7 protein-coding genes are annotated in these 12,459 nt (G+C 68.2%); 4 read left to right on the forward strand and 3 right to left on the reverse strand.

Features of this window, described 5'->3' with window-relative positions; all coding sequences use genetic code 11:
- The first annotated feature begins 17 nt into the window (after window positions 1-17).
- Both ACIQ09_RS04220 and ACIQ09_RS04225 read left to right on the forward strand, forming a co-directional pair.
- On the forward strand, window positions 18-1,706 hold the full coding sequence (locus tag ACIQ09_RS04220) for an ATP-binding cassette domain-containing protein (protein WP_398306516.1): 1,689 nt from the start codon (window positions 18-20) through the stop codon (window positions 1,704-1,706).
- On the forward strand, window positions 1,699-3,108 hold the full coding sequence (locus tag ACIQ09_RS04225) for an HlyD family type I secretion periplasmic adaptor subunit (protein WP_398306518.1): 1,410 nt from the start codon (window positions 1,699-1,701) through the stop codon (window positions 3,106-3,108). The genes ACIQ09_RS04220 and ACIQ09_RS04225 overlap by 8 nt, the downstream gene beginning before the upstream one ends.
- Window positions 3,109-4,024: 916 nt before the next feature.
- Here ACIQ09_RS04225 and ACIQ09_RS04230 read toward each other — a convergent pair.
- The 3 genes from ACIQ09_RS04230 to ACIQ09_RS04240 all read right to left on the reverse strand — a co-directional run bounded on the left by ACIQ09_RS04230 (window position 4,025) and on the right by ACIQ09_RS04240 (window position 8,932).
- Window positions 4,025-5,260, reverse strand: a complete 1,236-nt coding sequence (locus tag ACIQ09_RS04230; RefSeq protein ID WP_398306520.1) for a PQQ-dependent sugar dehydrogenase — start codon at window positions 5,258-5,260, stop codon at window positions 4,025-4,027.
- Window positions 5,261-5,266: 6 nt separating this feature from the next.
- Window positions 5,267-6,733, reverse strand: a complete 1,467-nt coding sequence (locus tag ACIQ09_RS04235; protein ID WP_398306522.1) for an aminoacyl-histidine dipeptidase — start codon at window positions 6,731-6,733, stop codon at window positions 5,267-5,269.
- A gap of 285 nt (window positions 6,734-7,018) precedes the next feature.
- The gene (locus tag ACIQ09_RS04240) at window positions 7,019-8,932 is read right to left on the reverse strand and encodes a putative bifunctional diguanylate cyclase/phosphodiesterase (RefSeq protein ID WP_398306524.1); all 1,914 of its coding nucleotides are present in this window, start codon (window positions 8,930-8,932) and stop codon (window positions 7,019-7,021) included.
- A 292-nt stretch (window positions 8,933-9,224) separates the two neighbouring features.
- On the opposite strand from ACIQ09_RS04240, the gene ACIQ09_RS04245 reads away from it, so the two are divergent.
- Window positions 9,225-9,893 carry a TetR/AcrR family transcriptional regulator gene (locus tag ACIQ09_RS04245; protein WP_398306526.1) on the forward strand — a complete coding sequence of 223 codons (669 nt, stop codon included), beginning with the start codon at window positions 9,225-9,227 and terminating at the stop codon, window positions 9,891-9,893.
- Between the two features lie 74 nt (window positions 9,894-9,967).
- Complete coding sequence (locus ACIQ09_RS04250; RefSeq protein WP_398306528.1) at window positions 9,968-12,457, forward strand: acyl-CoA dehydrogenase; 2,490 nt, start codon at window positions 9,968-9,970, stop codon at window positions 12,455-12,457.
- Window positions 12,458-12,459: the final 2 nt, after the last annotated feature.

Genomic DNA, 12,459 nt, shown 5'->3' on the forward strand with positions numbered 1-12,459 from the left:
CCCACCCCCGTGAACCGATGAACGAATTCTGGCGACGCCTCGCCCTCCACCCCCGGCTCCGGCTCGAGCTCTTCCTGTCCTCGCTGCTGATCAACCTGCTCGGCCTCGCCGGCTCGCTGTACAGCATCCAGGTTCTCAACCGTTACCTGGCCCTGGGCATCGACACCACCCTGCTGACCCTCACCGTCGGCGCGCTGATTGCCGTGGTCTTCGAACTGGCCCTGCGTTCGGCACGCCTGCGCATCGCCCAGTGGCTGTGCGCCCGGGCCGATGCCACCCTGGGTGAGGCGGTTTTCGAGAGCAGCGTGCGTGGCCAGTACGCCCTGCTCGAACAACTGCCGGTGGCCGCCCGACGGGAGATCCTCTCCGGCCTCGCCACCACCCAGCAGAGCTTTGGCGCCACCAACGTCGTGACCCTGCTGGACGCCCCCTTCGCCTTCGTATTCCTGTTCGTGCTGGCCCTGCTCAACCCCATCCTGGCCCTCACCGCCCTGCTCATCATGGGCGGGGTGGCCCTGGTGTCCTTGCTGGCCCAGCGGCGCTTGCGCGAGCCCATGGAGGCCCAGAGCCGCAGCGCCATCCAGCTCGCCGGGCACCAGCAGACCCTGGCCGCCGGCACCGAGATGGTCCGCGCCTTCCAGGCTGCCGGCCCCCTGCGCGAACGCTGGGATCAGTGCGGGACGGAGCTCGCCGGGCTGCGCGCCACCCTCAACAGCCTGCAGAACACCATCCAGAACGCCAGCTATGCCGGCGGCGTGCTGCTGGGCATGCTGGTGATGGCCATCGGTGCCCGGGAAGTCCTGGCCGGTCGCCTCGACGTTGGCACCCTGATCGGCGCCAACATCCTCGCCGGCCGGGCCCTCGCGGCCCTGACCCGGGCCCTCGGCCTGGGCGAGGCCATCGGCCGCGGCCAGCGCGCCCTCGACCTGATCCGCCAGCTCTGCGCCATTCCCCAGGAGCGCAGCGACGGGGTCTCCCTTGGCCACTACAGCGGCAGCCTGCGCTTCGAGGATGCCGCCTTCGCCTACCCCAAGCAGCCCACCCCGATCTTCGAACACTTCGACTTCGACCTGCCCGGCGGCGGCGTGGTGGCCGTGACCGGCGCCAACGGCACCGGCAAGACCACCCTCGCCCGCCTGCTGGTGGGGCTGCTGGAACCCACCCGTGGCCGCCTGCTGGCCGACAGCATGGACCTGCGCCAGGCCGACCCGGGCTGGTGGCGCAGCCAGGTGGCCTACCTGCCCCAGGAACCCCTGTTCTTTGACGGCACCCTGCGCGAAAACCTGGTGGTGATGGCCCCCGACACCCCCGACGACGAGATCCTCGCCTTGTGCCGGGAGCTGGGCGTGGGGGCCTTCGTGGAAGGCAGCAATGACGGCCTGAGCCTGGTGCTGCGCAATGGCGGCAACAGCATTCCCCTGGGCATCCGCCGCCGCCTGGCCCTGGCCCGGGCCCTGCTCGGCAAGGGCCGGCTGGTGGTGCTGGACGACCCCACCGAGGGGGTGGACGCCGACGGCTGCAAGGCCATCGCCGCCATCCTCAACCGCCTGGTCAAGGCCGGCCACAGCCTGGTGGTGATGAGCAACGAAGGCTTCATCATCTCCGCCGCCCAGGCCGTCATCGATCTCAACCAGAAGCCCCAGCCCCGCGTTGTCCGCGCGCCCACCCCGCCCGCCGTGGCCGCCGGAGGAAACACCCATGACTGACCATACCCTGGCGCCCGACACCCCCCCACCGGCCCCCGGCCGCCTGGACCGCATCCTCGGCGCCTTCGAGACCCACCCCGTGCTATCCCGCGCGGTGGCCTTCCTGCTGCCGGCCCGCCAGGAGAACGGGCTGCCCACCGACGCCCTTTACGGCAGCCGCCTGACCATCCGCCTGGTCGGCCTGCTCCTCGGCACGGTGCTGCTATGGTCCTTCTTCTTCACCCTCGACATCGCCAGCCACTCCACCGGCGAAGTCACCACCGCGGGCCAGACCAAGCTGGTGCAGCATCTGGAAGGCGGCATCGTGCGCCGCATCCTGGTGCGCGAGGGACAGACCGTGAAGTCCGGCGAGCCCCTGGCCGAAGTCGAGCGCAGCGCCGCCGAATCGGACATGCGCGAGCTCGAGGCCCAGCTCGGGGGCCTGCAGATCAAGGCCCTGCGCCTGGAGGCCCAGCTCGCCCGCCGCTCGGACTTCAAGGTGCCCGCCGATCTGGCCAAGCGCTTCCCCGACCAGGTGGAAACCGCCCGCGCCCTGCTGCTTGCCCAGAAGTCCCGGGTCGGCTCCAGCTACGAAGCCCAGTCCCAGAAGATCAGCCAGCGCAGCGCCGAACAGGCCGAGCTGCTGGCCCGCCGGGCCCACACCGAAAGCAAGCTGCGCCTGCTGATGCAGCAGATCGAGATCAGCCAGAAGCTGCTCTCCGAGGGCCTCGCCAACCGCTACGAGCACCTCAACCTGCAGAAGGAAGAGGAGCTCGCCCGCGGCACGCTGAAGGAGATCGATGCCTCCCTGCGCCGTGTCTCTGCCGCCCAGAAACAGGAGGACGCCTCCCTGCGCTCCCTCGACTCCGGCGACAGCGAGCAGTTCCAGAAGGATCTGGCCGACACCCGCCGGCAGATCGCCGAAGCCCAGGAACGCATGCGCAAGTTCTCCGACACCCAGGACCGCCTGGTGGTGCGCTCTCCCATCGACGGGGTGGTGATGACCCTGCACGTGGTCACCGAGGGCGGAGTGATCCAGCCCGGCGGTACCCTGATGACCCTGGTGCCCGCCAACGAGCCCCTGCTCATCGAGGCCAAGCTACCCATCGGCGACATCGGCATGGTGCGGGTCGGCCAGGACGCGCGCATCCAGCTGGTTTCGGCCGTGGCCCGGGGCTTCCAGCCGATCAAGGGCAAGGTGGTGCATATCAGCCCCGACTCGGTGCTCGACGAACAGAAGATGCCCCACTACCGGGTGCGCATCGCTCCCGACAGCAACGCCTTCGATCACCGCGGCACGCGCTACCCGCTGATGCCCGGCGTGCCGGTAAGCGTGGCCATCCTGACCGGCGAGCGCAGCCTCTTCGGCTATCTGGCCGGCCCGATCACCGACGGCTTCCACATGGCGTTTTCCGAGCCCTGACGGGGGCAAGGACGCTGAAAAGGGCGTGCCCATGGGGTCGATCCATTCGACCTTCTCGCGCTGATGACCGGCAAGGCGCCGACCAAAGTCCGTGGTCGAATAAATTGGCTATGTTCGGGTTAGGTATGTAAATACGATCCCCGGCAGGCCTGCCGGGCCCGGAGAGCCTTACTTGTCAGAGGGAAGCGCTTCCCGCAGTTTTCGCGAACGTAGTCAGTTCACTCCCTTCGACCTTGAACCGGTGAGCCCTTACGGGCGGCTTTCCGTTGTACGACGTCACATTGGCCGGGTCTCGCCCCGGCGGGCGACCTTCTTCTTTGTTGTACGACAAAGAAGAAGGCAAGAAAGCGTACCCCGCTGTCGCGCCCCCTTCGGGGGTTCCCTCCTTCCGGCAATGCCGGGCGGGGTCTTCGCAAACTCGCCCTGCGGGCTCAAACATGCGAAGCCCTCTTTCCGCCCGTCATCACCTCCAGTCGGCACGCCAGAGGGGAGAGGAAATGCAGGTGATCAACGGCCAGTGCTCGACTCAAGTTCCGCAGGGGCTCGGTGCATCCGAAAAGCCCGTTCCGCCCCGCCGAGCAGCGCAGCAGCGGGCGGGGAAGTCCGGCGCGGCTGTCTGAGCCCGAAGGGCGAGTTCCGCGCCGGCCGCCTGCTGGGAGCAGCGCAGGGGAGTCATTCGCGCAGCGAATGACCGGGGTGGCCGGGTCGCCTTTCTTGCCTTCTTCTTTGGCGAAGCAAAGAAGAAGGTCGCCCGCCGGGGCGAAATCCCGGCCAACGTAACTTCATGCACTGGAATGCCTGCCAGTAAGGGCCCAAACCAAGAACGTCGAACGAACTAGTTATGTTCGCGTCCGGCATGCAATCACTATCCCTGCCATGTCCGCCGGGCTTGGAGAGCCTTACCGGTCCATCAAACTCACTCCGGGCTGATCACCAGCAGGGTGCCGTTGCGGTCTTCGGTGACCCACAGGCGGCCGCGGGTGTCGGCCTTGATGTCGGTGGGGGCGCCGAGGGGATGGCGGGCGGTGGCCTGCCATCCGTCCACCAGCACCGTGAAATTGCGCGCCGGTCTGCCCGAGGCGTCGAAGCGCCAGGCGATGATGCGGTGGCCCTGGCGGCGATAGCCATGCAGACCGATGACCAGGCTGCCGCGCCAGGCCTCCGGCGCTGCGGCAGGGGTGTAGAAGACCATGCCCAGCGGGGCCGAGTGGGCGGGCAGCAGGCGCTCGGGCTTGGTGTAGCGGCTGCAATCCCCCGGCGCGAAGGCCGGGTCGAAGCGGCCCATGTCGGTGCAGTAGGGCCAGCCGTAGTGGGCACCCGGGCGGATGCGGTTGAGTTCGTCGTGGGGAAGGGCTTCCGAATCGCCTCCGCCGGGCAGGGTGTCCCGGCTGTTTTCGGCCTGCCACAGGCTGCCGTCGGGGGCGAAGGCCAGGGCCATGGCGTTGCGCAGCCCGCGGGCATAGGGCTTGCCCACCCAGCGGCCGTCCACCTGGGCGTAGCGCCAGATGGCGGCGCCCGGGGTGTCCCGCTCGGCTTCGTGGCAACGCATGCCGCGGGGGGCCGGGGCGTCCTCGCAGTGGTCGGTGCTGGCGCCCACGTTCACATGGATGGCCCCGTCCGGGCCGAACACGAACTGCTTCAGCGGGTGCCGGCCCTCTGCGGGCAGGCCGGTGATCACCGGGGTTACGGTGGGCGGGGTGCGTTCCAGGTTTACCCGCAGGATGCGGCCGGCTTCGGCCAGGTAGACCTGACCGTCCGGCCCCGCCTGCAGGCCGTGGGGGCGGTCCAGCCCCTTGAGCAGGGGGCGCACCTCGTAGCCTCCGGGCCTTGGACTGAGCAGCAGTAGCCGTCCGGCCGGGGCGTCCCAGCGGCCCAGGTCGGTGACCAGCACGCGGCCATCGGCCAGGGGCAGCACGCCCCTCGGCAGTCCCAGTCCGCTGGCGGCCAGCCCGACGCAGAAGCCCTTGGCCACCTTGAGCTGTACGCCCGGCACGCCGGCACACCGGCCTGCGGTGACATAGCGGCTGCCCCGGGTGGCGAGGGCGTCGCCCGCGCTGGCGCCGGCAAGGGCGATGGCCAGGGCAAGGAGGCGCAATGGGCGCAACGGGCGCATTGCAGGGGCGAAGTTGGGCCGCACCGCGGACGTGCTCACATGCACTCAGCCGGTGGCGATGTCGGTGAGGATGGCGCGCAGGAGCTGCCAGGCCTTGTCCACCGAGGCAATCTCCACCCGCTCGCCCGGGGCGTGGGCGCCGCGGATGGTGGGGCCGAAGGAGACGATGTCCATGCCCGGATGGCTGGCGCCAAGGATGCCGCATTCCAGGCCGGCATGGATCACCTTGACGCAGGAGGCCTGCCCGAAGTCCCGGGCGAACACCCGCTGGCAGCGGGCCAGCAGGGGCGAGGCCGGGTTGGGGGCCCAGCCGGGGTAGTGGCCGGACAGCTCGGCCGCGGTGCCGGACAGGGCGAACAGGCTGACGATCTCGTCGGCCAGGGCAGTGCTGCCGCTGTCGAGCAGGGAGCGGACCATGAAGTTGCAGCTGCCTGAGCGGGGGGTGAGCTCCACCACACCGAGGTTGTTGGAGGTCTCCACCACGCCGGGCACGCTCAGGCTGCGGCGGCGCACGCCATGGGGGGCGGCATGCAGGGAGGCCAGCCACAGGGCCTGGTCGGCGCTGCTCATGAGTTCGCTGGCGGTGGCGGCGGCGAGGCTCAGGGTCACGCCTTCGTCCACGCCGCGCAGGGCCTCGCGCAGCTCTGCCTGGGCGGCGGCGAGGGCGGCCTCCAGGGCGCTGCACTGACCGGCCGGCAGGGCCACAGTGGCGCGGGCTTCGCGGGGCAGGGCATTGCGCGCGGTGCCGCCGGCAAGGCTGGCGAGGCGCAGGGTGTGGGTGCGCTCCAGGCTGCGCAGCACCCGCACCAGCAGCTTGATGGCGTTGCCCCGCTCCTCGTGGATGTCCACCCCCGAGTGCCCGCCGTGCAGGCCGGCCAGGGTCAGCGTCCAGGTCTCCCAGCCCGCGGGCAGCGCGGCCGGCGTGCCGGGGCGGTTCACATTCACGTCCACGCCGCCGGCACAGCCCAGGTAGAACTCGCCCCAGTCCTCCGTATCCAGGTTGAGCATCAGCCGCCCTTCAACGGTGCCGGGCTGCAACCCCTGGGCCCCGCCCATGCCGGCTTCCTCGTCCACGGTGAGCAGAGCTTCGAGGGGGCCGTGGGCCAGGGTGTCGTCATCCAGTGCAGCGAGGATCAGGGCCACGCCGATGCCGTTGTCCGCGCCCAGGGTGGTGTCCTCGGCCACCAGCCAGCCCTCGCGCAGGGTCGGGCGGATCGGGTCGCGCGTGAAATCATGGGCGGTGCCGCTGTTGGCCTGGCACACCATATCCAGGTGGCCCTGCAGCACCACGCCCGGCACGTGCTCATGGCCCGGGCAGGCCGGCTTGCGGATGATCAGGTTGCCGGCCTCATCCACCCGGGTTGCCAGTCCGCGCCCATGGGCCCAGGCCTGGAGGGCGTCCCGCACGGGGCCTTCGGCCTTGGACGGACGCGGGATGCGGCACAGGGTGGCGAAGTGCTGCCATACGGCGGCGGGCTGGAGCCCGGCGAACAGGGGGTCGGGATGGGGCATGGTGACGGAGCGCAGGGCAGGTGAGTGAATTCCGGGCAGGAGCGTACCGCGTCAAGGGTGGCGGGAGGGCCCATGGGGTCGAATTTATTGGTGATGTTCGCGTTAGGTATGTAAATACGATCCCCTGCGGGCCCGCCGGGCCCGGAGAGCCTTACTTGTCGGAGGGAAGCGCTTCCCGCATTTTTCGCGAACAGAGCCAATGAATTCGACGTCACGGGAGAGGTTGCGATGTTGGCCTTTGCTTGCCTGCTGTTTCGGCGGCCTCAGGGGGAAGCGTTTACTGCGTCAGGCGGGCTGCAGAAAGCGGGTGGCGAACTGCTCGGCGGGGAGGGCGGGGCTCAGCAGGTAGCCCTGGTAAAGGTCGCAGCCCATGTGCTGCAGGGCCCGCAGGTGATCGGCAGTCTCCACGCCTTCGGCCACCACCGAGAGGGACAGGCTGTGGGCCATGGCGATGATGGCCTGGACGATGGCGGCGGCGTCCTCGGGGTTTTCGGCGGTGCTGCCCGTGAGCGGGAAGATGAAGGATTTGTCGATCTTCAGGCGGTTGACCGGCAGGTTGCGCAGGTAGGAGAGGGACGAGTAGCCGGTACCGAAGTCGTCCAGGGCGAGGTGCAGTCCGTGCTGGCGCAGGGTGCGCAGCTCGCCGATGGCGGGCCCCTCGGGCTGGATCAGCACCGACTCGGTAACTTCCAGCTCAATACCCTCGGGGGGCAGTTGGTGGTCCTGCAGGCGCTGGATGATGCCCCGCGCCAGGCCGCTGTGCCAGAACTGGCGTGGCGACAGGTTGATAGCGAGGCGCGGTGGCGAAGCGTAAGTCGCACGCCAGCGGGCCGCCTGGGTAATGGCGGTATCCAGTACCCAGTCGCCGATCGCGTGGATCATGCCCGTTTCCTCGGCCACCGGAATGAAGTGGTCAGGGGGTATGAAGCGCCCGTCGTGACGCCAGCGCAGCAGGGCCTCCGCTCCCACTACCCGGCCGTCAGTCACGCTCACCTGGGGCTGGTAGTGCAACTCCAGCTCCCCGGTGGCGATGGCGTTGCGCAGGGCCGCCTCCAGGGCCATGCGGCGCTGCAGGCGCTCGTTCATCTGCTCGGAGAAGAAGTGGCAGCTGGCGCCGCCGCGGGCCTTGGCCGCGTACATGGCGGTGTCGGCATTGCGCAGCAGGGTTTCGGTGTCAGTCCCGTCGGCGGGGAAGAGGGCGATGCCGATGGTGGCTGCCGTATGCAGCTCGAAGCCGGACTCGCGCATCGGACGGGTGATGGCTTCGAGGATGCGCTCGGCCACGTGACCCGCGTCGCCGGCGCCGGCAATTTCCGGCAGTACGGCGATGAACTCGTCGCCGCCCTGGCGATAGACCTGGTCGAGGGGGCGCAGGGCTTCGGCGATGCGGCGGGCCACGCCCTTGAGCAGGATGTCGCCCACCGAATGGCCCATCGCGTCATTGATGGTCTTGAAGCGGTCCAGATCCACGAACAGCACGCCGAGCATGTCGCCCCGCCCGGCGGCCCGGGCGATCAGGCGCGGCACCTGCTCCATCAACTGAGCCCGGTTGGGCAGGCCGGTGAGGGCATCGTGATGGGCCAGATAGCGGATGCGCGCCTCGTCGGCGCGGCGCTCGGTGATGTCGGTAATCGAGCCGGCCATCAGCCGGGCCACGCCACGACCGTCCCGCTGGGCCACGCCCCGGGCAGCCAGCCAGCGGTAGGCGCCGTCCTCGGCGCGTACCCGGTACTCGTGATAGAAGTGCGGCGTCAGGCCCTTGAGATGGGCGGCCACGGCCTCGTTGTAGCCAGCCCGGTCATCCGGATGCACGAGCTCGATCCATTGCTCGGTGCTGCCGAGGAAATCGTCGGCATAGCCGAGGATGTTGAGCAGGCGCGTCCCGACCTTCAGTTCCTTGCTTACCGGGTCCCACTCCCACATCCCGTCGTTGGTGCCGACCATGGCCAGGGCATGGGCCCGGGTGATGCGGCGCAGGCGGGCGATCTCCCAGATGCAGATGAAGAGGGCCAGACTCAGGCCGGCGCTCGTCAGCAGCATGTAGGGCGGCAGGCCACTGTCCTTCGAGACAAAGGCCAGCAGGCCGGCCAACGCCAGGGCCAGGCCTGTCGAAGTCAGGATGAGGAGAAGGCGGCACCGTCGCCCCGATGTCCGGGTGGGGGCTGTCGCTGGCTCGTCCTGATCGTGGGGGAGCTTCATGGGGAGGAGGGCGAGTCCGGGTTTGCAGATGCTGCCTTATCGGCCTGGAACCCCTTGCCTTGAACGACCCCGGATCGGGCTGTTACACCTTTATTCATGCTGCGTATGAAGTGTCCGTAAGTGGGGCATGGCGTGTCAGGGGGGTGATGACCTTGTGGGGTCGAATTCACTCAGGCATGCGTTGACACGCCATCAATCCAATGTATGATTCAAACAAACGTTTTAATGAATCTGCCGCCAGACCGGGTGTTCCGGTGAGCCGCAGACATCCATCCCCACAAGGAGGCATTCCGTGACCGAGACCCCGGGCAAGGCCGCTGGTGATACCCGTAGCCGCATCCTCGATGCCGCCGAGCGGCTGTTCATGGAGCATGGTTTCGACGGGACGTCGATGCGCATGATCACCAGCCAGGCGGCGGTGAATCTGGCTGCGGTGAACTACCACTTTGGCACCAAGGAGCTGCTGATCCAGGAGGTCTTCCGGCGGCGCCTGACTCATCTCAACCAGTCCCGTCTGGTGGCGCTCGACCAGCTGGAGGCTGAGGCCGCCGGTGCGCCGATCAAGCCGAGCCGCATCGTCGATGCCTTTTTTGGTACGGCTCTGCGCATGGCGGCGGACGTGGAGGGGGGTGGTCACACCTTCATGTGCCTGCTGGGGCGCACCTACACCGAGCCCAACGAGTTCGTGCGCCAGTTTCTGGCTGAGGAATACGCCGAGTGCGTCGAACGCTTTCTGGCTGCCCTGTACCGGGCGCTGCCGGAGGTGGATCGCAACGAAATCCTGTGGCGCTTCCATTTCATGATGGGCGCCATGTCCTACGCCATTGCCGGCACCGACGCGCTGCAACTGGTCACCGGCAAATTCGATGACGAGAACCCGTCGCGCCTGGCACCGCGTCTGATGAGCTTCCTGCTGGGGGGGCTGCGTGCCCCGCTGGCGGAGTTCGGGTCGCTCAAGTAAGTCCGTTCAAGTCTTCGGTAAAGAATTCATAAGAGCGCGCTGCAAAGACGGCGCCGAGTAAAAGGAGATAGCTCATGTCGTACTGGTTTCTGGTTTCCCTCCCTCCCCTGGTGGTAGCGCTCGCCTACGGGCGAGCGCCATTTTTTGCCTGGTATGGGGCAGGGCTTGCGTGGCTCGCGGCGTTGGCGTGGCTGGCTGGCTGGTCGGCGCCGGTGGCGGTCGTGGCGCTGGCTGCCCTGGCCGTGGCGGGGGGCGTGTTCGTGGTGCCGGGCATCCGGCGTAGCCTGGTGACGGCCCGTATCTTCAAGGCTTTCCGCAAGGCGCTCCCGTCCATGTCCCAGACCGAGAAGGACGCGTTGGAGGCCGGTACGGTGTGGTGGGAAGGGCAGCTCTTCAGCGGCAAGCCCGACTGGAATACCTTGCTGGCCTATCCGGCCCCGCGCCTCACGCCCGAGGAGCAGCGTTTCCTCGACGTGGAAACCAGTGAGCTGTGCCGCCTGACCCGGGACTGGGAATGCACCCAGGCCCAGGACATGCCCGAGGCCGTGTGGCGTTACATCCGCGACAAAGGCTTCCTGGGCATGATCATTCCCACCGAATACGGTGGCAAGGGCTTCTCTGCCTATGCCCACTCCCAGGTGATTACCAAGCTGTCCACCCGTTCGTCGGCACCGGCCGTGACGGTGATGGTGCCCAACTCCCTCGGCCCGGCCGAGTTGCTGCTGCATTACGGCACCCCGGAGCAGAAGCAGCACTACCTGCCGCGTCTGGCCCGTGGTCAGGAGATCCCGGCTTTTGCCCTGACCAGTCCGTGGGCAGGTTCGGATGCGGCCTCGATCCCCGATGCTGGCGTGGTGTGCATGGGCGTGCATGGCGGGCGCGAGGTGCTGGGCATGCGGGTGAGTTTCGACAAGCGCTACATCACCCTGGCGCCGGTGTGCACCGTGTTCGGCTTGGCCTTCCGTCTGTATGACCCGCAGCACCTGCTGGGTGAGGTGGAGGATCTGGGTATCACCTGCGCCCTGGTGCCCCATGACCACCCGGGCGTGGACATCGGCCGCCGCCACTTCCCCCTCAACGCGGTGTGGATGAACGGGCCGATTCGCGGCAAGGATGTGTTCATGCCCCTGGACTTCATCATCGGCGGGCCGGCGATGGCGGGGCAGGGCTGGCGCATGCTCATGGAGTGCCTTGCGGCAGGCCGCTCCATCTCCCTGCCGGGCTCCAACACCGGCATGCAGAAGATGACCGCCCGGGCTGTGGGGGCCTATGCCCGGGTGCGTTACCAGTTCAAGACGGCGGTGGGCAAGTTCGAGGGGGTGGAGGAGGCGCTGACCCGCATCGGCGCCAACACCTGGCTCAGCGATGCCGCGCGGGTGATGACCGCCGGGGCCATCGACCTGGGCGAGAAGCCCTCGGTGGTGTCAGCCATCGTCAAGTTCCACGTCACCGAGCGGGCCCGCCAGACGGTGAACGACGGCATGGACGTGATCGGTGGCAAGGGCATCTGCCTCGGGCCCCAGAACTTCCTGGGCCGCGCCTATCAGCAGATACCGGTGGGCATCACCGTGGAAGGCGCCAACATCCTCACCCGCAGCCTGATCCTCTTCGGCCAGGGGGCGATCCGCTGCCATCCCTATGTGCTGAAGGAGATGGATGCTGCGCGCAGCGGCGACCTCAAGTCCTTTGACGAGGCTTTCTGGGGCCACGTGGGATATACCGTGTCCAATGCCGCCCGGGCCATGATGATGGGCCTCACCGGCTCTCATTTCGTTGCCGTGCCCGACGCCGGTGGCAAGGGCGTGGCGCCGGAAACCCGCCGCTACTACCAGCAGCTCACCCGCTTCTCGGCGGCTTTTGCCTTCCTGGCGGACATCTCCATGGGCACCCTGGGCGGTGCGCTGAAGCGCAAGGAGAAGCTCTCGGCACGCCTCGGCGACATCCTGTCCCTGATGTATCTGGCCTCGGCCGCCCTCAAGCGCTACGAGGACGAAGGCCGCCAGGCCGCCGATGCCCCGCTGCTCCACTGGGTGATCTGGGATTGCATGTTCAAGGCCCAGAACGCCTTTGAAGGCGTGATTGCCAACTTCCCCAATCGCCTGTTTGCCACCCTGCTGCGTCGCATCGTGGTCTTCCCCCTCGGCCGGCCCTACTTCGTACCTTCCGACCAGCTGGGGCATGAGGTGGCGACCCTGCTCATCAACCCCTCGGCTACCCGCGACCGCCTGACCTCGGACGTCTATCTGCCGACGGACGTGGAGGAGCCGGTCGGTGCCCTGGAGGCCGCCCTGCACGCCACCATCGAGGCCGAGCCGGTGGAGGCCAAGGTGCGCCGCGCCATCAAGAGCGGCCAGTTCAAGCCCGGCCTGTTGGTGGGCGGTGGTGTCGATGCCCTCTACGACATGGCCGTGGCCGCCGGCATCATCAGCCGTGACGAACACGCCCTCATGACCCGGCGTGGCGAGCTGCGCGACAAGGTTATCCGGGTGGATGACTTCCCCTACGATTTCGGCCTGCGCCAGGCCCTGGATGGACTGGCCGACGAACAGCGGAAAGCAGCATGACC

This window comes from Zoogloea sp. (genome assembly GCF_044344315.1).
GTDB lineage: Bacteria > Pseudomonadota > Gammaproteobacteria > Burkholderiales > Rhodocyclaceae > Zoogloea.

What these genes read in the sequence shown, in the direction of transcription:
- ACIQ09_RS04220 (WP_398306516.1), top strand. Translation starts at nt 18, where the DNA reads ATGAACGAATTCTGGCGACGCCTCGCCCTCCACCCCCGGCTCCGGCTC.
- ACIQ09_RS04225 (WP_398306518.1), top strand. Translation starts at nt 1,699, where the DNA reads ATGACTGACCATACCCTGGCGCCCGACACCCCCCCACCGGCCCCCGGC.
- ACIQ09_RS04235 (WP_398306522.1), bottom strand. Translation starts at nt 6,733, where the DNA reads ATGCCCCATCCCGACCCCCTGTTCGCCGGGCTCCAGCCCGCCGCCGTA.
- ACIQ09_RS04240 (WP_398306524.1), bottom strand. Translation starts at nt 8,932, where the DNA reads ATGAAGCTCCCCCACGATCAGGACGAGCCAGCGACAGCCCCCACCCGG.
- ACIQ09_RS04250 (WP_398306528.1), top strand. Translation starts at nt 9,968, where the DNA reads ATGTCGTACTGGTTTCTGGTTTCCCTCCCTCCCCTGGTGGTAGCGCTC.